Source organism: Alistipes sp. UBA6068 (assembly GCF_949428155.1).
Taxonomy (GTDB): domain Bacteria; phylum Bacteroidota; class Bacteroidia; order Bacteroidales; family Rikenellaceae; genus Alistipes; species Alistipes muris.
On record NZ_CASQFS010000002.1, the window covers coordinates 1 to 26,949 of the forward strand.

The 26,949-nt window shown below is 54.8% G+C and carries 23 protein-coding genes, 2 tRNA genes and 1 riboswitch; of the genes, 15 read left to right on the forward strand and 10 right to left on the reverse strand.

Translation table 11 applies throughout. From position 1 onward, the window contains the following. The first annotated feature begins 473 nt into the window (after nucleotides 1-473). The 7 genes from QVG21_RS01460 to QVG21_RS01490 all read left to right on the forward strand — a co-directional run bounded on the left by QVG21_RS01460 (nucleotide 474) and on the right by QVG21_RS01490 (nucleotide 6,098). Complete coding sequence (locus tag QVG21_RS01460) at nucleotides 474-1,166, forward strand: hypothetical protein (protein WP_287921436.1); 693 nt, start codon at nucleotides 474-476, stop codon at nucleotides 1,164-1,166. Further along, a complete protein-coding gene (locus QVG21_RS01465; RefSeq protein ID WP_251214038.1) occupies nucleotides 1,153-1,575 on the forward strand; it encodes a four helix bundle protein in 423 nt (140 codons plus the stop codon). The genes QVG21_RS01460 and QVG21_RS01465 overlap by 14 nt, the downstream gene beginning before the upstream one ends. Before the next feature lie 353 nt (nucleotides 1,576-1,928). Then, a complete protein-coding gene (locus QVG21_RS01470; RefSeq protein ID WP_287921440.1) occupies nucleotides 1,929-2,186 on the forward strand; it encodes an Lcl C-terminal domain-containing protein in 258 nt (85 codons plus the stop codon). Nucleotides 2,187-2,494: 308 nt separating this feature from the next. After that, complete coding sequence (locus QVG21_RS01475; RefSeq protein WP_287921442.1) at nucleotides 2,495-2,749, forward strand: fibrobacter succinogenes major paralogous domain-containing protein; 255 nt, start codon at nucleotides 2,495-2,497, stop codon at nucleotides 2,747-2,749. A gap of 619 nt (nucleotides 2,750-3,368) precedes the next feature. Then, nucleotides 3,369-3,665: an Lcl C-terminal domain-containing protein gene (locus tag QVG21_RS01480; RefSeq protein WP_251214035.1), complete on the forward strand. Its 297-nt coding sequence runs from the start codon at nucleotides 3,369-3,371 to the stop codon at nucleotides 3,663-3,665. 113 nt (nucleotides 3,666-3,778) lie between these two features. Next, nucleotides 3,779-4,111: a fibrobacter succinogenes major paralogous domain-containing protein gene (locus tag QVG21_RS01485; RefSeq protein ID WP_287921444.1), complete on the forward strand. Its 333-nt coding sequence runs from the start codon at nucleotides 3,779-3,781 to the stop codon at nucleotides 4,109-4,111. A 793-nt stretch (nucleotides 4,112-4,904) separates the two neighbouring features. After that, the gene (locus QVG21_RS01490; protein WP_251214033.1) at nucleotides 4,905-6,098 is read left to right on the forward strand and encodes an RNA-directed DNA polymerase; all 1,194 of its coding nucleotides are present in this window, start codon (nucleotides 4,905-4,907) and stop codon (nucleotides 6,096-6,098) included. 10 nt (nucleotides 6,099-6,108) lie between these two features. On the opposite strand, the gene QVG21_RS01495 is transcribed toward QVG21_RS01490, so the two are convergent. Further along, the gene (locus QVG21_RS01495) at nucleotides 6,109-7,302 is read right to left on the reverse strand and encodes a pyridoxal phosphate-dependent aminotransferase (protein ID WP_251214032.1); all 1,194 of its coding nucleotides are present in this window, start codon (nucleotides 7,300-7,302) and stop codon (nucleotides 6,109-6,111) included. Nucleotides 7,303-7,334: 32 nt separating this feature from the next. Next, nucleotides 7,335-7,595: an HU family DNA-binding protein gene (locus tag QVG21_RS01500; protein WP_251214031.1), complete on the reverse strand. Its 261-nt coding sequence runs from the start codon at nucleotides 7,593-7,595 to the stop codon at nucleotides 7,335-7,337. A 234-nt stretch (nucleotides 7,596-7,829) separates the two neighbouring features. On the opposite strand from QVG21_RS01500, the gene QVG21_RS01505 reads away from it, so the two are divergent. The 8 genes from QVG21_RS01505 (at nucleotide 7,830) to QVG21_RS01540 (ending at nucleotide 17,208) form a co-directional block, all read left to right on the forward strand. Then, a tRNA-Ser gene (locus QVG21_RS01505) sits at nucleotides 7,830-7,914 on the forward strand. Between the two features lie 1,297 nt (nucleotides 7,915-9,211). Next, a complete protein-coding gene (locus QVG21_RS01510) occupies nucleotides 9,212-9,565 on the forward strand; it encodes a carboxypeptidase regulatory-like domain-containing protein (protein WP_287921448.1) in 354 nt (117 codons plus the stop codon). After that, nucleotides 9,562-9,927, forward strand: coding sequence for a carboxypeptidase-like regulatory domain-containing protein (locus QVG21_RS01515; RefSeq protein ID WP_287921450.1), 366 nt, complete (start codon nucleotides 9,562-9,564; stop codon nucleotides 9,925-9,927). The genes QVG21_RS01510 and QVG21_RS01515 overlap by 4 nt, the downstream gene beginning before the upstream one ends. Nucleotides 9,928-9,936: 9 nt before the next feature. Further along, nucleotides 9,937-13,089 carry a carboxypeptidase regulatory-like domain-containing protein gene (locus QVG21_RS01520; RefSeq protein ID WP_287921452.1) on the forward strand — a complete coding sequence of 1,051 codons (3,153 nt, stop codon included), beginning with the start codon at nucleotides 9,937-9,939 and terminating at the stop codon, nucleotides 13,087-13,089. A gap of 39 nt (nucleotides 13,090-13,128) precedes the next feature. Beyond that, nucleotides 13,129-13,731, forward strand: a complete 603-nt coding sequence (locus QVG21_RS01525) for a hypothetical protein (RefSeq protein ID WP_287921454.1) — start codon at nucleotides 13,129-13,131, stop codon at nucleotides 13,729-13,731. Then, a complete protein-coding gene (locus QVG21_RS01530; protein ID WP_287921456.1) occupies nucleotides 13,721-14,620 on the forward strand; it encodes a DUF5683 domain-containing protein in 900 nt (299 codons plus the stop codon). The genes QVG21_RS01525 and QVG21_RS01530 overlap by 11 nt, the downstream gene beginning before the upstream one ends. Nucleotides 14,621-14,633: 13 nt before the next feature. After that, on the forward strand, nucleotides 14,634-15,581 hold the full coding sequence (locus QVG21_RS01535) for a carboxypeptidase-like regulatory domain-containing protein (protein ID WP_287921458.1): 948 nt from the start codon (nucleotides 14,634-14,636) through the stop codon (nucleotides 15,579-15,581). A 190-nt stretch (nucleotides 15,582-15,771) separates the two neighbouring features. Then, nucleotides 15,772-17,208 carry a hypothetical protein gene (locus QVG21_RS01540; RefSeq protein WP_287921459.1) on the forward strand — a complete coding sequence of 479 codons (1,437 nt, stop codon included), beginning with the start codon at nucleotides 15,772-15,774 and terminating at the stop codon, nucleotides 17,206-17,208. Between the two features lie 124 nt (nucleotides 17,209-17,332). Here the strand turns inward: QVG21_RS01540 and QVG21_RS01545 are convergent, their stop codons facing one another. From QVG21_RS01545 to QVG21_RS01580, 8 genes are all read right to left on the reverse strand, one after another. After that, nucleotides 17,333-18,565: a site-specific integrase gene (locus tag QVG21_RS01545; protein WP_287921460.1), complete on the reverse strand. Its 1,233-nt coding sequence runs from the start codon at nucleotides 18,563-18,565 to the stop codon at nucleotides 17,333-17,335. 300 nt (nucleotides 18,566-18,865) lie between these two features. Then, a tRNA-Ser gene (locus QVG21_RS01550) sits at nucleotides 18,866-18,956 on the reverse strand. An 80-nt stretch (nucleotides 18,957-19,036) separates the two neighbouring features. Continuing rightward, nucleotides 19,037-20,485: a nucleoside hydrolase gene (locus QVG21_RS01555; protein WP_287921461.1), complete on the reverse strand. Its 1,449-nt coding sequence runs from the start codon at nucleotides 20,483-20,485 to the stop codon at nucleotides 19,037-19,039. 54 nt (nucleotides 20,486-20,539) lie between these two features. Further along, nucleotides 20,540-22,594 (reverse strand): TonB-dependent receptor, encoded by a 2,055-nt coding sequence (locus QVG21_RS01560; RefSeq protein WP_287921462.1) that lies wholly within the window; start codon nucleotides 22,592-22,594, stop codon nucleotides 20,540-20,542. Then, on the reverse strand, nucleotides 22,591-23,610 hold the full coding sequence (locus QVG21_RS01565; RefSeq protein ID WP_287921844.1) for a YncE family protein: 1,020 nt from the start codon (nucleotides 23,608-23,610) through the stop codon (nucleotides 22,591-22,593). The genes QVG21_RS01560 and QVG21_RS01565 overlap by 4 nt, the downstream gene beginning before the upstream one ends. A gap of 71 nt (nucleotides 23,611-23,681) precedes the next feature. Further along, nucleotides 23,682-24,575: a hypothetical protein gene (locus tag QVG21_RS01570; RefSeq protein WP_287921464.1), complete on the reverse strand. Its 894-nt coding sequence runs from the start codon at nucleotides 24,573-24,575 to the stop codon at nucleotides 23,682-23,684. Between the two features lie 13 nt (nucleotides 24,576-24,588). Beyond that, entirely contained in the window at nucleotides 24,589-25,410 is an 822-nt protein-coding gene (locus tag QVG21_RS01575; protein WP_287921466.1) for a DUF4465 domain-containing protein, read from the reverse strand. A 180-nt stretch (nucleotides 25,411-25,590) separates the two neighbouring features. Then, nucleotides 25,591-25,800: riboswitch (cobalamin riboswitch) on the reverse strand. Between the two features lie 51 nt (nucleotides 25,801-25,851). Further along, entirely contained in the window at nucleotides 25,852-26,919 is a 1,068-nt protein-coding gene (locus tag QVG21_RS01580; protein WP_287921467.1) for a bifunctional 3-deoxy-7-phosphoheptulonate synthase/chorismate mutase type II, read from the reverse strand. Nucleotides 26,920-26,949 lie beyond the last annotated feature (30 nt).

A 26,949-nucleotide genomic window follows, 5' to 3' on the forward strand; every position in this document is an offset into this window, starting at 1 on the left:
GGCTACGTGTCCCCGCTGTACCACAGCGGTCGGGCCAGCGCCTTCTCCGTGCGCTGCGTCCAGAATTAACAGTGAGCGAGCAAAGCGAGACGAACGTGTCTCAACATCAACAGGAGCGCTTTCGGGCGCTCCTGTTTTGAAATGCCGCCTTTAAGGCGGCAAAAAAAATTTTTTTCAACGAAAAAGGCGCTTTTTATTTGGATTGTTTCAGAAAAAAGCCTATTTTTGTTATTGTAAACTACGGGTTACAATAGATTCGGACCCTTTTCGGACGTTCTTTCCGGTTTTTGAACATGATGCCAGCAGGCGCGCAGGCAATAAGGCGAACGGCTTTTATCTTGTGTTATCTTGCACGGCTATTATGTGTTACCCTGTGTTCTTCTGTGAACGGTGAGTTAAGAAGGCATTAGGATGGAAAACCGCGGAAGTCCGCACGGAAAGGCCGGATTGTAGTTTCGGGCAAAAACGGAGTTATGCGCTTTTTTGAAGAGATCGCCGCGCGGGAGGACCGCAACCTCTACGAGATTGTACTCTATCCCGAAGGCTTGTTCTACAAGGCTTATGAGCGGTCGGCATTTGCCTGCGTCAGCAGGGTGTCGCCTTTCAGGCCCTCGAAGAAGCACATCAAGTATTGCGCACGCGACATGGTTTCGGTCGGATTTCCGGCCGCGGTGCTGTCGAAATATTTCCCTTCGGCGCCGCGTCCCCTGGCAGACGGCCGCGTGGTGATAGCTCTGACCGACCGGATCGACCCCGGGGCCTGCGAGGTGTGGAAAGCCTCGCTGCCGCTCAAGGAACGGCAGCCCCGTGGAAGCGCTGGCAGAATGGCCTACGTGGCGGCGCCTCCTGCGGAGGAACGCACCCGGCCGCTGTTCGCACCTTTGGCTGGTTCGTCGCCCGAAGCGCCTGCTTCCGTTCCTTGCGGTTCGATGGTTGGGGCCAAGGTTCCGATGTCCGGTGTTCCCGGCTCCGTGGCGACAGCACCTGGTCCGGCCGCCCCTTACGGACAAACTGCGGCGACGGCTCTGCGTACGGCCGCCGTGGCGAATCCCAAGGCCGAACGCGTGGTGCGGATGATTCGCGAATTCCGCCTGGAAGCAGCTACACCTGTGGAATGTCTTTTATTCGTAGCAGACTTGAAAAAAGAGTTAGATGGCTATTTATGACAATTTGCCGGTTTTCAAGGCGACTTACGACCTGCTGTTGCAGGTGGTGAAACTTTCGGTTCATATCCGGCGCGATGCCCGCTACACGATGGGCGAATCGCTCAAGAAAGAGATCATCGGTTTGTGCGTCTGCATCTACCGGGCCAATCTGACGGCGGAAAAGGGTCCGCTGATCGAGGAGGCGTGCGAGAAGCTGGTGCCTATCAAGCTGCTGATACGTCTGTTGCACGATACGCAGCAGTTGTCGACGAAACAATACGCCATGTTGTGCGAGCATCTCGATACGATTACCAAGCAGTTGAGCGCATGGCAGAAATACACGCAGAAGGACAAGAAGAAGTCCTCGAAAAACAAGTCCGAGCAAACCGATTCCTGCGCCGCGGAACCCGAAGCCGCCGACAAGGAATAACAATCTTTTCGACCGCCCGAGGCCGAGCCAGGTTCGCCTGAGCGACGCCAGGGCAAGAAAAGGCGCGACAATGACTTTTCGATAAACCGGGAGCAGAACCTTGAATCCGCTTGCGTTCCGCCCAAGGTCGGGGAAAGGTCCATTGGCGAGCGATAAGAAACAGTTTTTTTGATCCGGAATGGCAGGGGTCACGGTTCCTGCCAGCGCGATCAGTAGATTCAGCAATCCGCTGGCGGCATACTCCGGTGCCGGAGCGAGGCTCCGGTCGTGAGGCCGTCAGTTGTTCATCCCAGCTGCTTCGGAGTTGGGCTCCTTCCCCGAGGAGCGCTCCTCCGAAGTATTCTTTCCAGCGATTGCTCCGAAACTGCCGGGCTGCGGGCCTCCGCAACCGGGAGACGGGAGCCTTGGCGAACGTCGGCACGAACGGCTACTATTGGTCTTCGTCGTCGCGTCTGGCAGGCGACAACAACGCGGGCAACTTGAACTTCAACTCAGGCAACGTGAACCCGCTCAATTGGAACAACCGCGCCAACGGTTTCTCCGTGCGCTGCGTCCAGCATCTGCGGCTGTTTTTCTGTCGTTCGGGGCTCTTTGACACTCTGCAATCATAATCGAGCATTCAGCATTTTTACTTTTCAATCAAGAGACAAAAACAGCTCTTGGCGACCCGGAGTGGCACGGACCACGGTTCGAGCCAGCGCGGTCGGTAGATTCAGCAATCCGCTGACGGTACCCCGAAGCTACAACGTTTTGACATGCGTGCTAAAACGTTTGAACTTCATGCAGTTTTTCCGCGTCGGCAGAACCGGACCGACTTTGTTCCCGGCCCCGACGGAGACGCTGCGCAACCCGCCAGCTGTACATCCCAGTTTGCGCCGGGGCTTTTCTCCGGAGCATTCAATCCAGCGATTGCCGTTCATTGGCGGGCAACCGCCACCGCGAGACGGGAGCCTTGGCGGTCGTCGGCGCGGAGGGCATCGTGTGGTCTTCGTCGTCCTACGCTGCCGGCAATCACAACGCGGGCAATCTGTGGTTCCACTCGGGCAACGTGAACCCGCTGAACAACAGCAATCGGGCCAGCGCCTTCTCCGTGCGCTGCGTCCAGCATCTACTGGGGCTGTTTTTCAACTACATTCGGATCGGAACCTGCGGAACGACCTGCGGCCCGGAGTGACGGAGCGCCTGCCACGGCTTCCGTCAGCGAGGCCGGCAGATTCAGCAATCCGCCGGAGCTGCGGGCCATGCCTGCGCGAGGCTCCGGCTATACAACCCAGTCTGCGGCAGGGTGACTTTCCCTGCCGGAATTCATCCCAGCGATTGCTTTCATATGCTGCTGCGGGCTACCGCAACAATGCGACGGGAGCCTTGGATGTCGTCGGCACGAACGGCTACTGCTGGTCGTCGTCGTCCTACAACGCAGGCAACAACAACGCGGGCATGTTGAACTTCAACTCAGGCAACGTGAACCCATTGAATGGGGGCAACCGAGGCAACGCGCGCGCCGTGCGCTGCGTCCAGCATCTGCCGGGTATTTCCGATGCCGACCGAACCATGCGGATACGAACAGCTCCATACGACCCGGAGTGGCAGGGACCACGGTTTCAGCCAGAGAGGTCGGTAGATTCAGCAATCCGCTGGCGGTGCCCCGGACCCCGGGCCCGGAAACGCCGCCAGTTGTACATCCCAGCTTACTGCGGGGTTGCAGCCTTGCGAGGCGCTCCTTCGCGGCAAACATTCCAGCGATTGCTGCTCACGCTTAAGCTACGGGCTACCGCAACCGTGAGACGGGAGCCTTGAATGCCGTCGGCACGAACGGCTACGCCTGGTCGTCGTCGTCCTATGCCGCAGGCAATCTCAACGCGGGCAACTTGAACTTCAACTCGGGCAACGTGAACCCGCTGAATGGAAACAACCGCGCCAACGGCTTCCCCGTGCGCTGCGTCCAGCATCTGCCGGAGCTGCTCATATCCTTTCCTATCCCACACTTACGATTGGCCGGACATGCCGGGAGCATGCCCGACCCCGATAAAAAACAGCATCTACGACCCGGAATGGCAGGGGCCAAGGCTTCGGTCAGTGCGGTCGGGTAGATTCAGCAATCCGCTGGCGGCACAACGCGCTTCCCGATTTCTGCGGGAGCGGACCGCCAGCTATGCAACCCAGTCTGCCCGGAGGCACTTCCTCCGGACATTCATCCCAGCGATTGCTTTCCATTGCTACGGGCTACCGCCACCGTGAGTCGGGAGCCTTGACGAACGTCGGCACGGAAGGCGACGTATGGTCTTCGTCGTCCGCCTACGCAGGCAATCTCAACGCGGGCAACTTGAACTTCAATTCGGGCAACGTGAACCCGCTGAACAACACGAACCGCGCCAACGGCCTTTCCGTGCGCTGCGTCCAGCATCTACACAGAGCTGTTTTTTATCTTTATGAAGTCGCCGGAACCGCTCCGGCGGCCGACTTGCCATTCTTCGTACCAACAGCTTCATTGATCCGGAATGGCCGGGGCTACGGTTCCTGCCAGCGCGATCGGTAGATTCAGCGGTCCGCTGGAGAAGTCCACGCGACCGACGGCTTCTTCAGTTGTACACACCAGTTTGCGACGGAGTTGGGCTACAAGGTTCTCCTCCGGGGCATCCATTCCAGCGACCGCTATACACGGCCCTGCTGCGGGCCTCCGCAACCGGGAGGCGGGAGCCTTGGCGTACGTCGGCACGAACGGCGAATACTGGTCTTCGTCTTCCTACGCCGCGGGCAATCCGAACGCAGGCGACCTGAACTTCAACGCGAGCAACGTGAACCCCTTGAACAACCCGAATCGGGCCAACGGCCTCTCCGTGCGCTGCGTCCAGCATCTACACGGAAACTGTTTTATTCCATCCTTTGTTTTTCCCCACAGCTTGCGACCCGGAGTGGCGCGGACTACGGTTTCTGCCAGCGCGGTCCTTAGATTCAGCAATCCGCCGGAACTGCGGGCGACGCCTGTGCAAGGTTCCGGCTGTACAATCCAGTCTGCTCCGGGGCATTTTCTTCGGTGCATTCATCCCAGCGATTGCTTTACATGTTTGCTGCGGGCTTCCGTCACGTTACGACGGGAGCCTTGACGAGCGTCGGCACGGAGGGCCGTGTGTGGTCTTCGTCCTCCAACTACGCAGGCAACCGCAACGCGGGCAACTTGTACTTCAATTCGGGCAACGTGAACCCGTTGAACAACAACAATCGCGCGAACGCTTTCTCCGTGCGCTGCGTCCAGCATCTAAGAAGCTGTTATTTTACCTTTTTGCAACCATGTGCATCCCATGCGGATGCCTTTACCTATCAATCTGACTATGAGCCAAAAACTACTGACCGACGTTTTCCAGGCATATTACGACGCCCGCGAAAACAAACGGAACACCCTGAGCCAGCTGCGCTTCGAGATGAACCTCGAAGAGAATCTGATGGACCTCTACCACGAAATCGCCGAACGGCGCTACCGTGTGGGCCGCAGCATCTGTTTCATGACCAACGTCCCGGTCAAACGGGAAATCTTTGCGGCCGACTTCCGTGACCGTGTCGTGCACCACCTGCTGTGCAATTATGTGGGGCCGCTGTTCGAGCGGACGTTCATCACGGACAGCTACTCCTGCCGTAAGGGAATGGGCACTCATTTCGGTATCGGACGGCTGGAACACCATATCCGGTCGTGCTCGAATAACTACCAATGGAAGTGCTACTTGCTGAAACTGGATATTCAAGGTTATTTTATGAATATCAATCGGCAGATTCTGTTCGACATCATTACGCAGAAGCTGGACCGATTCGCCAACCGCAAGGCCTACGATGGCAAAACCTGGTCGCAGGTCATCGACTACGACCTGGTGCGCTATCTGTCGCACGAAATTGTCTTCAACGACCCGACCGAAAACTGCGAAGTGCGCGGCACGCAACGGCAGTGGGTCGGTCTGCCGCCCTCGAAAAGCCTGTTCCACACGCCCGACGGATGCGGACTGCCGATCGGTAATCTGACCTCGCAGCTGTTCAGCAATGTCTATCTCTCTAAGTTGGACGACTTCGTGAAACGGACGCTGCGGGTGAAACACTATGGCCGCTATGTCGACGACTTTTTCATCGTGGGCACCGACCGGGCGAAGCTGATGCAGCTGGTTCCCGTCATTCGTAATTTTCTGAAGGAAGAGCTGGGGCTGATGCTCCACCCCGACAAGATTTATTTGCAGGAAGTGACCAAGGGGGTGAATTTCCTGGGCGCGAACATCAAACCCTACCGCCGCTATCTGGTCAACAAGACCAAACGCAGAATCAACCGCCAGATGCGCAGTGCCGTTTACCGCCCGTCGCGGCTGATGGTCGCCACGGTCAATTCGTACCTCGGGTACATGCGGCATCTGAACTGTCAGAACTATATCCGCAAACTCGTGGAACGCAACCAATGGCTGCTCGAACGGGGACGCTTCACTCCTTATTACAAGAAGTTCATCCCGTTCAAGAAACCTGCGGACCCGTCGTCTGACCCGATGATGTAGGGGGGGGCTGTCAGCGCGCGTTGTAGGCTTCGAGCGCCTTGCGCAGGATGAAGAGCGCACGTTCGAGGTCCTCTTTCTTGAGGACGTAGGCGATGCGCACTTCGTTGCGGCCGCACGAAGGGTCGGAATAGAAACCCGAAGCGGGGGCCAGCATGACGGTCTCGTTTTCGTAGCTGAATTCCGAGAGACACCACGCGCAGAACTTGTCGCTGTCGTCGACCGGGAGCCGGGCCACCGTGTAGAACGCACCCATCGGGATGGGCGAATAGACGCCCGGAATCCGGTTAAGTCCGTCGATCAGGCATTTGCGCCGCTCGATATACTCTTCGTAGACCTCGGTGCTGTAAGACCTCGGTGCGTCGATGGAAGCCTCGGCGACGAGCTGTCCCAGGAGCGGGGGTGAGAGACGGGCCTGGCAGAACTTCATGACGGCGTTGCGCAGGGTTTTGTTCTTGGTGATGAGCGCCCCGATGCGGATGCCGCACTCGGAATAGCGCTTCGACACCGAATCTATGAGCACGACGTTCTGCTCGATACCCTCCAGATGGCAGGCCGAGATATAGGGCGACCCGGTGTAGATGAATTCGCGGTAAACCTCGTCGGAAAAGAGGAACAAGTCGTATTTCTTGACCAAGTCGCGGATGCGGTTCATTTCGCGGCGCGAGTAGAGGTAACCCGTGGGGTTGTTGGGGTTGCAAATCAGAATGCCGCGCGTGCGGGGATTGATGAGCTTCTCGAACTCGGCGACGTCGGGCAGGGCGAACCCCTGCTCGATGGACGAAACGACGGGCCGGATGGTGGCGCCTGCCGAGATGGCGAATGCCATGTAATTGGCGTAGGCGGGTTCGGGGACGATGATTTCGTCGCCAGGGTTGAGGCACGACATGAAAGCGAAAAGCACCGCTTCGGAGCCGCCCGTGGTGACGATGATGTCGTCGGGCGAGAGCTTGATTTGATACTGCTCGTAATAGCCGGCCAGTTTCTCGCGCAGCGAACGGTAACCGTCGCTGGGGCTGTATTCGAGAATCGTACGGTCGATTTTCTTCAGGGCATCGAGCCCCACCTGCGGCGAGGGCAGGTCGGGTTGGCCGATGTTGAGATGGTAGATTTTGACACCTCGGGCGCGGGCCGCTTCGGCCAGCGGAACGAGTTTGCGTATGGGTGAGGCCGGCATCAGCTCGGCGCGCTGCGAAATTTCGGGCATGGGTTGAACGGGTTTCTTCGGTTGGGCCGCGGTCAGTCGAGTTCGACCGAGGGCCGGAATTTGATGACTTTGCGGGGCGGGATTTTCACGGCGGCCCCTGTGCGGGGATTGCGCCCTATGCGCTCGCTCTTGTGCTGGACGCTGAACGAACCCAGCCCCGAGAGCACGAGCCGGTCGCCGTCGCGGAGCGTCTGGACGGTGGCACGGATCATGGCGTCGACCACTTTGCGGGCTTCGACTTTGGTCATGTTCGTGTCGAGAGCGACGGCTTCGACGAATTGCGCTTTGTTCATAGGGTAGGGTCGTGAAAAGTGGCACCTGACTAACATCGGCAAAGTTAGGCAAATTTTGGGATTCCGAACACCCAAAGCCGAAAATTAAAGGGCCGCTCCGGGCGGATTCGTTGTCCGGACGGACCGGGGAGCGCCTGCCTGCCGTCCGTTCGCTGCGGTGCCGGGCCGGAAAGCCGGCGAATTAAGCGCAGCCAAGATTTGGCAGTATCGAAAATCGGTGTTACTTTTGTCCTCGGAAAGATGGCAGAGTGGTCGATTGCGGCGGTCTTGAAAACCGTTGAACTGCAAGGTTCCGGGGGTTCGAATCCCTCTCTTTCCGCTCCTGGGTTTGATAAGCGGCTGGAATTTCCGGTCGCTTTTTTTTGTTTGCGGCCGTCAAAAAAGTTGCGGATTTGTTGGAGGTGTAAATAAATCCGGGGGCGAGTTCTGCACAAAAACTTCGGCCTATAAGGCCGAAGTTTTTTGTGCGTGTTTTGCGGAGAGAAGGGTTTGCGAACCTACTCACCAAAAATCCTTATTATCAAGGCGATAAATATGTCAAAAGTTGCGTAGTAACGCTTGTGTAACAGTCTTTTGTCTGCAATAGTCGTCTATTGTCCGCCAAGTGTCTACTCGCTTGTTACAATTACAAAAGTAGAAAACTTTATCGATTCTTCATAGAAGAAAAAACTTTTTTGAATCGAAAATTCACAAAAGCTATTTTGCAGATTCTTTTTGCACTAATACAAATTATTTCATACATAGAGTTATTCGTTTCTACCGTCAGACGGATGGCCAGCCGTAAGTGCGGACGGATGTTTCGTCCAACAGCCCAATGGTTCAACGTCGATTGGTTGCAACGTTGAGCGGTCGGTAGCAATCGTCCTTGGAACGTATGTTTGTCCGGTGAATTGTCCGTTCAGCGACCGACCGTCATTCGTTGGTTTGTATGGCAAATAAACAAGGAAAAATCACAGCTTTTATCACTCTGAAAGTGGATGACATGTGGTGTCGGGATGGTAGCCTTCGTCGGAACATAGCAAGGTGTGTATCGAGTTGCTCGATACCTTTTGAGTAACTCAAAAGCCTTGGCCCCAACGGGGCGGAATTGTCCCCTCCGAAGTCGGACAAATGACTGTCAGGCAGCCTCTCGAAAAAAGGAAAACCCTGCATATACTTCCCCAAATTGAAATAACAAAGTTTTGATTCAAGGTCTTTTCGGCTTGCGAGAAAAAATAGTTTTGCGGAAATTTGCATCGAATTTTTACATGAGTGCTGTCCAATGTGAAAATTATTTTCTACTTTTGTCTCGTCGGGTAACCGGCAGACATATTTAGAAAGTGTTTTCGCACTGTCCTGAGTGGAAAATGTGGAAGTTTTTCAATAACAACGGGACGACGGACAACACTCATTTCTTGTATAGATATATGATTCGGGCATCTTCTTTGCCCGAGAATGTCCATATCTATCCAAGTGTGGGGTAATTGTATCGTTTATTGTTGTTATTGGTCATTCCACAACCATCCACTCGATAAACGAAATCGGCTCCACACTTTCTCTTTTTTACATATTACCCCGCCGTATCGGGAGCCGGACGGTAAAATTGAATTTAAGTTCAACTAAATATCGATTTTACCATGAGGAAATTAGTGTCTCTTTTTTTCTGTTTCTTGTTGGGGCTTCTGTGCCTTACCGCGGTTTGCAGCAGTTGTTCCGACAATGATTACGAAATCTACACTGCCATATACGGCGTAATATCCGATCGCGAGACCGGCGAACCGCTCGAAAACGTCAGTGTGATACTTTCCCCCTCCGGCCTTACCAAACAGACCGGAGCCGACGGAGTCTATTGTTTCGAGGGACTCGATGCGCAGCAATATACCCTCACAGCACAGAAGTTCGGTTATCAAACTAATCGCAAGCTCGTTACGGCCATTAGCGGCGAACGTATGGAAGTAAATATTCAACTCTCTAAAATTCAGCAACAATGAAAAAGATTCTTTTTGTGTGCTTATTCGTTTCGTTGCTTTTCGGATGTTCGAACGATTTGGAAAAGCCTGCTGCGACGGGAACTCTTTATGGTCATGTGGCGGACGGAGAGACCGGAGATCCGATTGCAAATGCCAATATCCGCTTGTATAGCGGAATCGCTGCCGATTGCTTGGGCGAAGTCCTTGCGACTGCTGTGACCGGTACCGACGGCTATTTTCAGATGTCGGAGGTCGATCCCGGCAAATCCTATGAGGGAAGATTTATCCTTGTTTCCCATCCGCACTATCGAAATTTCTCGCAGCGGGTCTCTATTCAGGCGAATCATAACACCGAATTGCAAATATTGTTATATGCTCAATAAGTTTTGGTTATGAAATATCCGATTCTTTTTTTCTGTTTGCTCGGGCTGTATAGTTGTTCGAGCGATTCGACCGAAGAAGTAAATACCGGCGGTATCGCCGGCAGTGTCTCTGACCAAACCACAGGCGAACCTGTCGCTACGGTGAATGTAACGCTTTCGCCCGGCGGCAAATCGACCGTTACCGGCAACGACGGCAGTTTCTCGTTCGTCGATTTGGAACCGGATGATTATACGATCTACATCCGTAAAGAGGGTTACAATCCGAACAGTAGCAGAATCAGAGTAGCGGCAGGACAACAATCTCAAGCGCACCTGCTTATCGAACGCATCCCAGCCATCGTTACGGCTGATCGCGAAGAACTCGATTTCGGAGAAAATGCCGGAGTGAATACACTTTCGTTCGGCATCATCAATTCGAGTTACGAAGATTTGAGTTGGCAAATCGAGCACGATTGCAAATGGATTAAGGAAATCCGTCCGGCCAGCGGTGTGCTTAAATTGGGGAAAACCGAAACGATCGTAGTAATTATTGATCGTGAATTGCTTTCAGCGGGCAATAACGAAACGGTTCTCGTCGTCCGGTCGACGAACGGTCGTGCCGAAGTGAAAATCAAGACTGTGGGGGTCGAACGCGATACACCCCGCTTGAATATTTTGGATGCAACGGGAATTACCTCTTCGACAGCAACGCTCAATGGGGAAATTCTTGCTGCCGGAATTCCGGCCTATACTGAACGCGGATTTGTCTATTCGCTCAATTCGATGCCGACTTTCGACAATATGCTTGCGAAACTTACCGCACCGGTTACGGAAGATAACACATACTCGTATAATTTAAGAGGCCTGACATTGGGTGAGACATATTATGTCCGAGCTTATGCGACCAATAGCGTCGGTACAGCTTACAGTGCCAATGAAATCAATTTTATGACCATATCGTCTCAGCCGAAGGTTTCTGTAGATGGAGTTTCAGGTATAAACGTAACCAAAGGCTCAGCGACTTTCAAAGGGACGATCGTGGATGCTGGCGACCCTGCATATTTTGAACGCGGTTTTGTCTATGGCACGATTCATAATCCCACTTTGAACGATACGAAAATAACGGTTAACGGAACCGGTATCGGCGAATTCAGTGCCGATGTAACCGGGCTGCAATTAGACGAAAGATATTATCTGCGGGCATACGCCACGAGTAAAATAGGCGAAACAGAGCAGACCATTTACAGCGATAATGAAATACAGTTCGCCTTGTCATCTACGGCACCTATCGTCAGCACGCAACCGGTTACTAATCTGAATGTTTCAGCTGGTTCCGTTACTTTCAACGGCACGGTTGAGAGCGTCGGAAATCCGACTTATACCGAGCGGGGATTCGTTTATGGACTGACAAGCAATCCGACTGTCGATGATACTAAAATAGTTGTAAACGGTACGGGAGCCGGAGCGTTCAGTACTGGCGTCAGTGGCTTGCTGCCGGATCAAAAGTATTATGTCCGCGCATATGCTGTCAATGCTACTCAAACAGCATATAGTGCAGACAACGTAACATTCACTTTGACTTCGACAGCTCCGGAAGTGTCGGTACAGAATGCATCAAATTTGAATGTATCCGCTGGTAGCGTTACACTCAATGGTACTATTGTTAATGCAGGCAATCCGGCTTATACCGAGCGAGGATTCGTTTATGGACTGACAAGCAATCCGACGATTGATGATATGAAAGCAACTGTCGGTGGTACAGGCACAGGAGCTTTTAGCACTATTATTAAGGATCTACAATTGGATCAAAAATACTATGTCCGCACTTATGCAACCTATAAAATCGGAAATGAGACTCGGATAGCATATAGTTCTGAACAAGTAAATTTTACCTATACTGCTACATCTCCGAGAATTTCAGTACAGCCGATCAGCAATTTAAGTGTTGGGGGAAATATGGTTACTCTTAATGGCACTGTAGAAAGTATCGGTGATCCGGCCTATACCGAACGCGGATTTGTCTATGGTTTGACAGGTAACCCGACAGTAAACGATACAAAAGTAGCGGTGAGCGGTACCGGTACAGGAACATTCAGTGCAGTTATCAGAGACTTGCAACTGGATCAGAAATATTATGTTCGTGCCTATGCAAATAGTCAGGTAGGAGGCAGTATTAGAACTACATACAGCAGTGAGCAGATAACCTTTACATATGCTGCTACCAAAGCAGAGGTTTCGATACAGGCCGCAGAAGATGTCGATGTCGAAACAGGAGAGGCCTCGCTGTACGGGTTGATCGTTTCTGTCGGCGATCCTGCATATACCGAATGCGGATTCGTCTATGCTTTATGGAACAATCCCACATTGGACGACAGCGAAAAAGCAATCGTAACCAAAAGCGGAACTGGAGTGTTCAGAACTCGTATTACAGGGTTATCGCTCGAAAAAACATATTACGTACGCGCTTACGCTACCAATCTGGCCGGGACTGCTTATAGCTCCCAAATTACGGTTTCGACAAAAGCGACGTTGCCTGAAGTAACAACTTTAGAATCTACAAATATAAATTTTAAAGCAGGGACTGCGGTGTTTCGTGGTGCAATCGTATCATCGGGAGAGCCAACTTATACAGAACGAGGTTTTGTTTACAGTACTATGAAAGAGCCAACTATCTATGATAATAAAGTCATTGCTAATGGGAGTGCAATAGCGGGTAATTTTAGCGTTTCTGCTACCGGACTGCCAACCACCACGTATTATATGCGTGCATATGCTATTAATCGAGGGGGAATTGTGTATGGAAAAGAATATCGCATTGATCAAGGATGGTTGGAATTTTCCGATATCGGGCTTGCTGTGCAAACAAAAGATATTGGAACAGGAACAGTTATGTATGTATATAATAGTTGTGAAAATTCCAATTTAGGCGATTTTACGGATTGGAGATTACCTTCTCTTAATGAATTAAACACTTTATACCGATATAAAAGTGAATTAGAGTTTAATGATAATTACTGGACATCTTCCTGTATTCAAAGGCAGAACATATATAATGGTATGATTACTACTTACTATATATATATCAATTTTAATAATGAAAGTGGTTATAGCGAAACGACTAATCAAAATAGTTTATATCTCGGCCGTTGCGTCCGCACGCTGAATCCGACAACAAACCAATAAAAAGAAACTTTTTGTTCAACCCAATAAAAATTAAATGTTATGAAAAAATTATTTGTTTTGGCGACCATTATGTTGTCGTTGGTTTGCAGTACCGAAACGTTCGCACAGTCGAAAAAAGAGTTGAAGAACGTGAAAATCCGAGCCAAAGAGTTGGCAAAAGAGGGCTGGAAAGTCGAGGGCGTCGGCACACTGGAATCCGAACTGGCTAAAATCGAGAGTAAGAGGGGCAATGCGGAAATTCTGGTTGGTTCTGCATATGGCAACAAGAAGATCAGTTTAGCCAAAGCCAAAGCTCGGAACAATGCGATCAACGAATATGCCGAGTATGCGAAATCGATTGTCAAGGGGCGTATCAATTCCGGCTTGTCCGATCTCAACGGCGAGGAAACGGATAACATCGTCAGCGGATTCGAAAGGATGGTTATCCGGGAACTCGATGGCGAGATCAATATTCCGGCACTTGTTCTTATCAGAAGCAATGGAGCGACCAATGATTGCCAATGTTTCTATGTCATCGATTCCGATGCCGCAGAAAAAGCCCGTATCAAAGCAATGAACCAAGCGATCGAGAAAGCGGGGGTCGCACACAAATACGGCAATGAAATTTCGAAATTCGTAAACGAAGGATTCCATGCTGAATAAGCTGTATTTTATGGTTCCGATGGTGCTGATGTCGTTCAATATGACGGCATCGGCACAATCTCGGGCCTCCGACAGAATAAAACCGAAATGGCTTCATGCTTTGCCGGTGCCATCGAACTCGTCTTTCGTGTATGTTACACAATCCGCCTCTGCCGGTACATTGAGAGATGCCAAGCAAGAATGCTTCTCGGAATTGATTGCGGCTGCCGGTCTGGAAAAAGGAATAACCACCAAGGTCGATTATAAATCGAGTGAACAAGAACGGCTCGTATGGCATAATGACAAAAAAAACGAATACGTAGAAAGCAGATTTTTGGTAAATAGTACGATCCAGGGAAAACCGGTTACACTGCACGCATTGGTGATCGACGAATACGAGGAGCGCAAAGGGGACGGAAAAATTTATTTAACAACTCTTTATGCCCGATCCCAGATCGATGCCATTCCCAGTTTCGATAACATAACGGTAACCGACAGTTATGGTGCCCGCGGTCTGTGGCGTTCGGCGATCGTACCGGGTTGGGGCCAGTTCCACAAGGGTGCCAATCTCAAAGGCGGGCTTATCCTCGGCGGTTGTGCGGCATTGGCAGCCGGTATCGTCTTTACCGAGAATCAACGGTCGGACTATGTTCGCAAAATCGGTAAGACCCATAGCGCCGAACTGAAACGCACTTACGCTACCAAGCGCGACCATTTTGCAACGGGACGCAATATCTGCATCGGAGCTATTGCGGCACTTTACGTTTACAACCTGATCGATGCCGTAGCGGCCCCCGGTGCTCGACGAATCGTTGTACATCCCCGCAGCGGAGGCCGCGGAACGTATGCGTTCGCTCCTACGATATTGAATAACGGAGCACCGGTATTGGCGGCATCCGTAACATTTTGATGCAATAGAGATTATGAAAAATTTTCTATCAGTAATTCTGGCTGCTTTTTGCATTTGCAGCTGTTCGGCTGACATGCCGGACGGGCAATCGGTTGCAACCGGGAATGTCTATGGAGTTGTTACGGTCAAAAGTACAGCCGAACCTATGCGAGCCACAGGTGTTGAATTGTACTATAACAATGCCTTGTTGTTGAAAACCGTAACCTATGACGACGGACACTATGAATTCGTCGATTTGAAAGCCGGAACGTATGAATTGCGGGTCGTAGCCGAAGGATATGTGGATGTTAAGTTTAGCGTTATCGTGGAAGCAGGACGCACTGCTCGGGCGGATATGCAACTTACCGAAATCGAAACTTATATGACCATTCGGACTTTGGACATAACGGATATTTCGGGCAACAAAGCCACATTAAATGGAGCCTATACTTACCGAGGAAGCAATGCTCCTGATGAAGTCGGATTTTTCTATGCAACACACCATGCTCCGATCAGTGCAGGGACGAGAATTACAACAACAGTACAAGAAAATTTTTCGATTTCTATAAACGATTTGACAGAGAAAGACTACTATGTACAAGCCTATGCGAGAAACGCCAGAGGTGTCGCATATGGCGAACAAAGAATCTTTCATCTGTCGGGCGACCCGATTGTCAGCACGCTTGCTGCAACCAATGTAGATGCAGCATTCGATTCTGCCACATTGAATGGGCGAATCGAATATAAAGGTGTCCCAAATTACACCGAAAGAGGGTTTGTGTATTCCAATACGTTTGAATACCCCTCGATTGATGATAATCCTAACGACAGTAAGAAAATAATTGTTCCCGGAGATAGCTTGGAATTCAGTGCGAATATCACATGGTCATCGTGGTATTGGTACGGATATGTGTATGTGCGGGCCTATGCAAAAAATGAAATAGGAACCGTATATGGAGAATCGGTAAAATTCAGAATATAAATAACGTTGTTTCGTATGCCCCTCCCTAACTCGTATTGGCCTTCCTCTTTTTTTGCCGAAAAGTGGAATTCGGATGAGGAGATTGACCATCTTCGAGAACATAGAGAAGGCTTCTTGGAAAAAATCGAACAAATGAAAGCCCAACAGGCTAAATAATGTGATTGTGTTTATGCGAACCCGATTTTTCTTATTGCTGCTCTTTTTAGCCGGAAATGTTTCCGCCCAGTCGTTCGAGGAGTACCGCAGGCAGGCGCTGTCCGATTTCGACTCCTACAAGGCTGAGGAAATCCGTAAGTTCAAGGCCTATCGAGATAAGGTAAATGCCGAATATGCGGAGTATATGCGTCGGGCATGGTCGGAGTACAAGGCTCTGCCTGCCGATCCGGTGCCGCCGCGCCCCGAGCCACCGAAACCCGTGGTGAAAGACCCCGACACGAAGCCGTCGAACGATCCGATTCCGTTCGATAACATCCTGCCGACTCCGGCGCCCGTTCTGCCGCCGCAGCCCGTTGCGCCGCTTCCCGTGCCGGGAAAGCCGGCGCGGCCGTCGTTCTCTTTCACGTTTTACGGCACACCCTGCACCGTCGGATTGGAAGAACAGCATCGGTTTTCGCTCGTCGGTATTGATGAAAACAAGGTGGCTGATGCGTGGAAGTTGTTGTCGTCCGACGCCTATCTGTCGGTCGTTGCCGAATGTCTGACATGGCGCGATAAGTTGCAGCTTTGCGACTGGGGATACATGCGTTTTCTGGAACGGATGACAACGGCGTTCTTCGGAACGGACAAATCCAACGAAGCCCGTCTGTTGCAGATGTACATTCTGACCCAGTCGGGCTACAAGGTGCGTATCGCCCGCGCAGACGAGAGGCTGGTTCTGCTTTTGCCTTCGAAAAACAACATTTATGAATACGCCTATCTGCATATTGGTGGCTGCAAATACTATGTCGCCGATGCCAGCATGCGCCAAAAGCGGTTTTATGTCTTCGACCGGGAATTCCCCCAAGAACAGTTTTTCTCGTTGCGGATTCCTCGGGAGCCGTTGCTCTCCATGCGTGCTGCCTACGCCCGACAACTCACGGCTGAAGGTTACCCTGAAGTTTCGGCGAATGTCGCGACCAACCGAAATTTGATAGATTTCTATAATGATTATCCGTTGACCGATGCGTGGAACATCTATGCGGAGGCGTCGTTGAGCGCTTTGGTCAAAAAGCAGCTGTACCCCATCCTGCAAAAAGCCATCGCCGGTAACAGCAAAGCTGCGGCCGCAAATATGCTTATCGATTGGGTGCAGACGGCGTTCGACTATCGGACCGATGATGAGCAATTCGGACAGGAGCGGCCGCTCTTTGCCGACGAGACGCTCTATTATCCCTACAGCGACTGCGAAGACCGAGCGATTCTTTATGCCATACTGATTCGCGACTTGCTCGGGCTGGACGTCGTATTGCTCCATTATCCCGAACATTTGGCTACGGCCGTCTGCTTCGGCGACGATACGCCGGGCGACCATTTGATGATTGACGGCCGCAAATACATTGTCTGCGACCCCACCTACATAGGTGCAACAATCGGGGAGACGATGCCGCAGTACAAACAGACCAGGGCAAGTGTTGTAAGAATAAGATAGGTATTTGATAGTTTACAGAAAACAATGGCGGGCAGGTTTTAAGGCCTGCCCGTTGTCATTGAATCTGCCGCTTACGAGACATCGGCGCCGTGTGTGGCTATCAAGTACTCAAATCGTCTCATGTTTATTCCTCCAACGCTATTTTCTCGATTTCGCTTAATTGTCCCGCCAATGCTTGCATATCCCGACCTATTTTGTCGTTGGTAATGCGGGCATAGATTTGGGTCGTTACGATGTTCGTGTGGCCCAGCATCTTCGATACGGTTTCGATCGGCACTCCTTTGGCCAGCGTCATCGTCGTCGCGAACGTATGCCTTGCCAGATGGAAAGTGATATTCTTCTCAATGCCGCATAGGTCGGCAATCTCTTTCAGATACGAATTGAGTTTCTGATTACTCAATACAGGTAGCAATCGACCGTCGGGCAGCGTTCCTTTGTATTTTTCCAAAAGCATTTGCGGTACTTTCAGCAGCGGCACGTTTACCGGCGTCTGTGTTTTGTGGCGATGCGTCATAATCCATAGCTTGCCGTCGAACGAGGTGCGGATATTTTCTTTGGTAAGATTCCGCACGTCGATGTAGGCCAATCCCGTGAAGCATGAAAAGATAAATACGTCGCGTACTTGTTCCAGCCGTACGCACGGCATCTTCTTTTGCAGGATGCGTTGCAGTTCTTCTTCGGTCAGATAGCCGCGGTCTACTTTCTTCAAGCGGATTCGATAGTTGGCGAACGGATCGTTGAAGATCCATCCGTTGTTCTTCGCTTCGATGATAATCATGCGCAGCGTTTGTAAAAACTTGGCTGCCGTATTTTGACAGCATTGTTTTTCCGTCCGCAGATATTGCTCGAAGCTCACAAGAAACGAATGCGTTACTTCTTTCAGCGCGACATCTTTCATCCGATACTTTGTCTGAATGAACTCTTCCACCCTTCGGAAGCAGCGGTCGTATTTGCGATAAGTGGCCGCACTCTTGCTGATGCCTACCAGCTTCTGTACATCTTCGTTGTGTCTGCGGAACGTCCCCAACAAAGTCTGTTGCCGAATCGTTATTCCTAAAAAGGCATTGCGTACTTTCTCCGCTGTTACGTAGGCTTCGTATTTTTCGATTTCCCGATAGTGGTTGCGCAGGCTCGTCCGTATTTCGTCGAGTAGTGCGTTGAATTCGCGTGCGGCTTTCGTCGTGCCGAGCATCTTTTGATTCGTCGCATTCCACAGCTGCGGTTCGATGTCCAGCTTCGAGCTGAATTGTACGGATTCTCCATTGACCGTAACACGAATCATAATGCCCGCTTTACCAGCTCTGTTTACTTGATTCTTACGGGCATAGAAAAGAATCGTGAATGTGCTTTTGCTCATAATACCTCTCGTTTTGTTCCCGCCGGGCGATTTCTGTAACGATCGCCGTCGGCAAAGAACCGGTTAATAATTGGTTTATGAGCAGACACTTTTAAGACAACAGACGACAAATCAGCGACTTATGTCGTAAATCGTTACTAAAATCCCAAAGCCGTTTTAGTAACGGTTTTAGTAACGCGACTTTGTCCGAACGGGGCTTTTTCGTGTCTTTCGGATGTCTTCGAGAAGAAAACGAAAATCCCGCAAAACCTTGATTTTGCGGGATTTGTCTTCGTTTGGCCCCATTTTGTCTTCGGGCCTTGGCGGAGAGAAGGGGATTCGAACCCCTGAAACGCTTTTGACGTTTACTCGCTTTCCAGGCGGGCCAGTTCAACCACTCCTGCACCTCTCCGGATTACGGGTCCAAAAGTAGGCAAACTTTCTGAAATCTGCAAACGAAGCCGCCTAATAATTTGACCGAAGCCGCTGAACCTATCCGATTTCCGGCTCCTCGGCCAGCACCTCGAAAATCTTGTGGCGGTCGAATTCGAGCCAGTATTGCAGGGCCAGCCGCCGGATATACTGCCAGTAATCCTCCGTGAGGTCGCCATACAGTTCGATGCCGTGCCGGACATCGCGGCGGATGCGGTCGGCGTATTGGGGTTTGAGCCGTAGGCGGACCGCCCGGTTCTTGAAGCGGAACAGCGCTTCGGGACGCGGGGTGTCGCATTCCGCCACCCGTATCAGGCCGTGGCCCACGGTGGCGCCGGTCCCCACCTGCAAGCCGTCGTTCATGCAGCTGACGGGCGGATAGTGACCCGCGTAGGTGGTTACGAAGATGTCGTCGACCCCGATGTTGAAGAATTCGCGGGCGCGGATGCCCATCTTGACGCCGATGATGGCATAGATGCCTAAGTGGCCATGGAGTTCGTTGGTCAGTACGCCTGCCCGCCATTCGCTCGGGCCGTGGAGGGCGAGGGCCTGTTCGATGATGGGCCGGACGTCCTGCGCGTAGCATCCGGCGTCGCAGGGGAATCCGTAGAATACGCGGCTTTCGGCGTCGGGCTTGCCGAGCAGCAGGGCGACCGTCGCGGGGCAGAAAGTTTCCGGATTGCGGAGCGTGCAGGCCGTGACGGTGGGGGTGAGCGGCTTGTGCTCGAAAAGTTCCGGCATGAAGAGACAGAGTGCCGCCAGGTCATCCCATGCCTGGAGATGCTGTTCCTCGATTAGCCGGGAAAGGGGCGGAGTGCGATGCGTGGCGACGATTTTCCGGGCATGGGGCGTGGGTACGGTGGCGAGGGTGTCTATCCATGCGGCCGTCACGGCGACCGGAGATTCGGCGCAGGCGGAAACCATCGTCACCGGGATGCCGCTGGCCAGTACGTAGCGAGCGGCGTCCGAATCGGTGCAATAGTTGGCGCTTTCGTGGGGGCGGGTGCAGCCGTTGTACCAGACGATGCGGGCGATGCGGTTCTTCAGGGCGGGCCGGGCGGCGAGCAGGTCGCTGAAATTGGTGAGCGCGCCCAATGCGACCGCGATGACGGGTTCTTCCTCGTTTTCGATGGTTTCGGCCAGCAGGGCCGGAGCGTCGGGGTATCGGTCCGGAACGGCGGTTTCGCCCCAGCATATCTGTTCCGAATGGGCGCGCCATGCCGGAGCGAGACTGCCTGCCGGACGCCCGCAGCCGACCGGAATTCCCTCGTGGTGGAGCGTGCGAAGCAGTCCGCGGACGCAGGATGCCGAGCGCCGGGGGTGCTGTGCACCGTCGGAGGTAGTGACGGCCAGCACTTCGGCTTCGCGGTTGCCCAGCAGCAGGCAGAGGGCCCGCAGGTCGTCGGCCGCGCCGTCGGTGTCGATGACGACATGATAGCGTGCCTTGCCCGAATGGGCTTGGCAGACGACGGGTGCAAGCGCGCAGAACAGCAGTAGGATACGTTTCATGATAGCGGGATTTGTCTCGGCACGCTGCAAACCCCGCGCCCCCGGTGTGGCGTTTCAGGGCTTTTTCCTGCCCCATTTGGGCGTGATGCCGACGAACAGCTCAAAGTGGATGCCCGGCATCGGGCGCGCGAGCACCGACAGGTATTCCTCGTCGAAAAGGTTGTTGACGGCGCCTTTGAGCGACAGGTCGGCCCAGCGCAGCGAAAATCCCTTTTCGAGCGTGAGGTTGTTCATGTAGTAGGGCGGCAGATGGCCTGTGAGCGTGTGGTCGTTGCTCGACATGGTGTAGCGGCGGCTGTACCAGCACCATTTGTAGTGCAGCGACCAGCGGCGCCACGAAAGCCGCCCCGTTGCAGTCGCCGAATGTTCGGGCACGTAGGGCAGCTGCTTGCCCACCGAGCGGTCGGCCGGGGTCGTCGGGGCGCCCTCGTTGACCGACGGGGTCCACGAGTAGGTGCCGTCGAGGTCCAGTCTCCAGTCGCGGGCCAGCGCTACGGAGAGGTTCGCCTGCAGTTCGACGCCGCAGGCATGGACTTTCTTGAGGTTGCGCGGCGAGAAGAAGCCTTTGGTCGTCGGCAGCCAGATAATCCAGTCGTCGACGTGCGAATCGAACCACGTTGCTGACCCGCTCAGCTTGTAGCGTTCCGCCTTGCCCACGGCGAACGAAATCCCCGCATCGTAGGTCCAGCCGCTCTCCCTGCGCAGGTCGGGATTGCCGCCCGGCAGGAAATAGAGATCGTTGAGGGTGGGGAAGCGGAAGTTGCGCGAGATGGAGGCCTTGGCTACGACGTTGCCCCGCTCGGAGAGTACGCCGTCGAGGAAAAGGGCGGGGATGAGGGGCGTCCACTCCGTGCCGAACAGCTCCTCGCGCAGGACGACCGAAACGCCGAAACGCTCGACGGGCCGCCATTTGGCCGAGAGACTGCCCGAAAGTTCGATGCGCCCTTTGTCGTAGCCGACTATCGCCTTGTTGCCCTCCTGCGTAATGATATTTTTGTCGGCGCTTCGGACCAGATGTTGGTAGACCGAGAGCGAAGCGGTGAAAAGCCACTTGCCGCCGATGCTGTATTCGCCGTCGGCCTGCCCGTAGAACGTGTCAATCCGGCTGCGCGAGCGGGTCATGGGCATCATTGTGCCGTTGCCCACGTCGCGCCGGTAGTCGTAGGCCATCCAGGTGTGGATGTATCCCGCCTTGGCGGCGACCTTCCAGTTGCGGCGCAGGTGGTCCCACGACACGATGCCGCGGAAAGTCTCCTCGCGCTGGCGGTTCTCGAACCTGAGGTCCGACGCATAGTCGGTCGAGAGCATCGGTAGTTCGCGGTTCGAGCGGATGTACCACGCGTTCAGCCCGAAGCGGTCGCCGCGCCCGGTGTTGCAATAGACCTCCTGCAAAACGTGCAGGTCCCGGAACGCGCCGCTGCGGTTGCGCTCTATGGGGTAGTAGGAGCCGACGATGTTCTTGTCGGCGTCGTAGATGTTCTCTTTCTTGTCGCGGTTGCGGTACTTGTAGTCGTTGGCCGACGAGGAGCAGACCGCACGGGTCGAGAATTGCCAGCGGTCGTTGCCGTAGGTCAGCCGCAGAAACTCGTCGAAGGTGCGGAACGAGCCGATACCCTGCACGTATTGCAGCCCGAACCCCCGGGTCGAAATAGGCTTGGTCGCCAGCTTTACCGCGCCGCCCAGTCCGCCGCCCGTTTCGTTGACCGACGAGGTGCCGTGCAGCAGCGATGCGTCGTCGACGAAGTAGGACGGAATCATCGAGAAGTCGGTCATGCCGAGCATCGGATTGCTAATGCGCATGCCGTTCCACGTCACCTGCGTATGCGAGGGCGAAGTGCCCCGGAACGCCACGGTCGAGAGGGTCGCACGGCCGTAGTCCTTGACGAAAATCGGGGAGTTGAACGTCAGCACGTCGGCCATCGAGAGGGCGATGTTTTCCTTAAGCGCCACGGAATCGAACCGGGTGCGCTGCACGCCTGTCTCCTTGATGGGGCGCTGCCCGACAACCGTCACTCCGGCAATCGGGTGCGTGCGTTTCGTCCAGTCGTTTTGCGCCGCGAGCGGCAGCGCTGCGAGCAGGCCGAGGAGCAGGGCGGTCGGTTTTTTCATGGCCGTGCTCCGTTGTTCCAGCAGAATGCGCCCGGGGTGATGCCGACGCGGAATTCGTCGAGCGGTTCGCCCTCGGCCGAGCAGCGGTAGACAATGCCCGGCTGCTGGTAGTCGATAGCGTCGGCCACGTAGACGTCGCCGCTTGAGGGGTCGACCGTGAGCCCGTAGTATTTGGTGCCGCGGAATCCGAGAAACGGCTCTGCCGGCAGCTGTGCGGCCGTCACCTCCATCTGCCAGACGTCATTGTCGAGCCAGTAGAGCCGGTCGCCCGCGGCGTTGAGCTGCAATTCCGAGGGCTGGCTGTCGGGACTGAAGCGGAAGACCCTTTCGAGGGTGAACGTTTCGGCGTCGATGCGGCAGAGCGAGGGCGTTTCGTAACCGTAGGGGCTGCCTTCGTAGCCGCCGTCGGTCACGGTCCACATTTTGCCGTACTTGTCCATCACGAGCGATGCGGGCTGCGCCCCGACGACCAGTTCGTCCACGACCGTGTCGGTCTCAGTGTCGATTTTCAGAATCCGGTTCTGGTAGGACCAGCAGCTGACGAAAAGATATTTGCCGTGCTGCACCATCTGTTCCGTCGAGCCGCTCTCCATCGTCATGCGGGGGCACTCGATGCAGCCCGTGATTTCGTAGCGCTTGGGGTTCACTATGAATATGCGGTTGTCCCACAGCTGGGTGACGTAGGCTTTTTCGTCGGACAGAAAATGGATGTAGCGCGGCGAAGTCAGGTCGGTGATGCGGCCCGTCTCGCGGAACGTGCGGAGGTCGATGGCGAAGATGACGTGCGAGTTGTTCACGACCACCCAGCCCACGCCGCTGCGGATGGTCATCGACTGCGCCACGTCTCCCAGTTTGAACCCGTTGGCGCGGCGGAACAATTCGTTTTCGGCCTGGCGCGTTGCAGGGTGGTAGTACGACAGCGAGGCGTTGCCGTACTGGAAATTGCCCTCGTTGAGGATGAACAGCCCGCCGTCCGGCGCCGCGAACTCCTCCGTCGGGCCGTAGTCCCACTTCATGCAGCCCGTGAAAGCGGCAAGCAGCAGGGCGGCGGCGATGCGTCGAAAGAACGTTCGGGCGGCGCGCATGGTTATTCGGCGTTGAAGTTGAGGTCGCGGACGGAGAATACCTCGGTCGACGTTTCGCCCAGGTCGCCGCTTTGGGCGAGGACGCCCGTCTGAATCTTCACGAAGTCGATGTATGCCAGCCCGGCAGGCGTGCCGTCGGCCCATACGGCGTCGGCGATGCGGAAACGGTTGGCGTCGGGTCCCTCTCCGGCGAGACGGTCGATGCTGCTGAAATTGTCGGCGTAGCCCCATTCGTAGGGCGGATTGACCCACTCGCCTTTCTGTTCGTCGAAGTAGTTGCGGGCTTCGAGCCGGGTGCCGCGCAGCGTGTAGCTTGCGGCGTCGACCCACGCGGGATAGTAGGAGGACTGGAGATGGTACTTCACCCGGTCGATGGTGCCGCTTTGCCCTCGGTTGTCTTCCCAGCGGACTGCCGCGCCGTCGTCCTCGGGGCGGTAGTAGGTCACGGCATAATCCTGCCATGTCCCGTTCTTGCCGTATTCCGAGCCCTTGAGCTCGTACCACGTGTCGTCGGGCAGGCCGTTGCCGTTTTCGTCCTGCATGACCCACACGATGCCCGGTTCGGAGGAGGAGGCGAGCGGATTGCCGCCGACGGCCAGGTCGTAGCCGCCCGTGCAGGCGACGCGGTGGTCGAAGCCCACGACGATGCAGCCGCCGAAACTGCCCAGCGAGACACAGCCGTAGGGGCTGGCGAGCTGTTCCTCGGCCCAACGGCAGGCTTCGTCCATGGTGCGGAGCGTGCGGGTTTCGTTGATGAACTGACCGGGGGCGGGCAGGTATTCGCAGACCCGGTTGCAGGCGGCCCGGTCGGTCGGCAGGTCGTCCACGATTACGTCGTCCCTGTTGCAGGACGGCGCAATCGCGAGCAGACCGAGCAGTAAAGCGAATCGTTTCACTGACGAAAACGGATTAGAGCACTACAAGAACATCGTCGTAAGCGAAATAGGCCGGAGTGTTCAGGCCGTAGGTGCCCATCTTGGAGCCCTCGACGTTGAATTCGATGCGGGCGACCTTGCCCAGCGAAGCGAGGCTCCATTTGGTCCACTCCTTCAGGTAGTCGGTGTCTTTGGCGAGGAAGATTTCGCAGCGCCCGGTCTCCTTGCCGTCGGTGTCGATGCCGATGGCCACGACTTTCAGAAAGTCGCCCTGGCCGAATGCGGGGCTTTGGTCGTCGCCGTTTACAATGGCGTTCACTACATAAGTCGTGTTGGCTACCCACATGTGGTCCACGATGCGTTCGGTGCCGTCCTTGAAATAGAACGACGGGCGTTTGCTGTAAGTGTCGCCCGATGCCACGCTGCCGTTATGCACGCAGAAGTTTTTCGAGCCGTTGTGTCCGCTGGCGGCATATACGGCCAGCTGGTAGTTGTAGTTGCCATGCGTCAGATCTATGTCGGTGTAGTTCGACACGACGTGGCCGCCGCCCCAGAACTTGTTGCCGCCGTAGTTGTTGGTCAGTTCCGATGCGAGGAACGTGTTGCCCTCGTCGTTCCAGTTGTAGAGCCAGTCGGTGGCGTCGGGGTAGAGCAGCGGACCGTTGTACTGGGGGTCGTCGATGAGCGACGACCAGTCGTCGAAGCCCTTGCCGCCGTTGTCGGTGCCTTTGTAGTCGCTGTCCTCGAACGTCAGCACGGCTGTTTGGGGCAGGCCCTGATTGTCGTCATTGTCGTTGCAGCTGGCCAGCGTCAGTCCCAGCAGGGCTACGGGCAGGAGTTTGAAAAGGTTTTTCATTGCGCGATATTTAATTAAATTAGGTATAAAAAAATCGACCGTGTCCCCGGGGAACACGGTGCAACGAAAAACGGAAGTGTCGGTCGGCTCTCTACCGGGCGTTCTGCCGGGTCTGCCCGTGCGGAAAGGAATCCGCCGACGTCGTTCCGATTCTCGCCCGTACTCCCGCAGGCAGCAAATCCTTGTGTTACGGCATCGGCAGGTCTTCTGACTTGTTCTTCGTTCTGCGCCTTCCCGGCCGCGGGGCCAGTGGCGGATTGCAGAACTTCGGACGCTCGGCGAGCGCCGGAACTCACAGCAACGGGTATTGTCGCAGATTCGCACTGCGTTCCCTTTTGATTCCAGGTCCGCGGCGGGACCGTACAGGAAACCTTTGCCGGGGCAAAGATACGAATAAAAACCGATTTGTCGTGCGGGGTGCGGAAAAATAACGGCTGGTCCCTATTTTTCGTCGATGATGCGCATCTGCTGGCGGACCGATTCTTCGTGGATGGCCCGCAGGACGCTGCGCATGAATTCGCGGTCCATGCCCAGTTCGGCGGCCTGCTCCGTGCGCCGCGAAAGGAGTTGTTCGTAGCGCCGGGTCTGAAGAACGGGCATGCCGTGCTCCTTTTTGCAGCGGCCGATTTCGCATGCCACACGCATCCGCTCGGCGAGCAGTTCCAGCAGCCGGTCGTCGAGCTTGTCGATTTCGGCCCGCAGTCCGTTGAGGTTGTCGGTGGTCGTGGCCGTTTCGCGGATGACGAGTTGGCGGACGATTCGGGCGAGCGCCTGCGGCGTAATTTGCTGGGCCTTGTCGCTCCATGCCTCGTCGGGGCGGCAGTGCGATTCGACGAAAAGCCCGTCGAAACCTAAGTCCATGGCCTGCTGTGCCAGCGGGGCGACCAGCTCGCGCGCGCCGCCTATGTGGCTCGGGTCGCAGAAAATCTGCAGCTCCGGAAAACGGCGGCGCAGTTCGATGGGAATGCCCCACATCGGGTGGTTGCGGTAGCGGCTGCGGTCGATGGAGGTGAATCCGCGGTGGATGACCCCGATGCGGCGGATTCCGGCGTTGCGGAGCCGTTCGACGGCGCCGATCCAGAGTTCGAGGTCGGGGCTGACGGGATTCTTGACGAGTACGGGGATGTCGCGGCCGCTGAGTGCGTCGGCTATTTCCTGCACGGCGAACGGGTTGGCTGTGGTCCGGGCGCCGATCCACAGCAGGTCGATGCCGCTTTCGAGGACCGCTTCGGCGTGGTGCGGCGTAGCGATTTCGGTGGCGACATACATGCCCGTTTCGCGCTTGACGCGTTCCAGCCATGCGATGCCTGCGCTTCCTACCCCCTCGAATCCGCCCGGCTTGGTGCGGGGTTTCCAGAGCCCTGCGCGGAAGATGCGGACCCCTTCGTCGGCCAGCTGGCGGGCCGTGGCGAGGGTCTGTTCCTCGGTCTCGGCGCTGCACGGTCCGGCGATGACCAGCGGGCGGCGGCTGTCGGCGGCGGCCAAACGGATGGGTTCGGTGTGGGTCATGGCGCTGCGAAAAAAAGAGACCGCCACGAC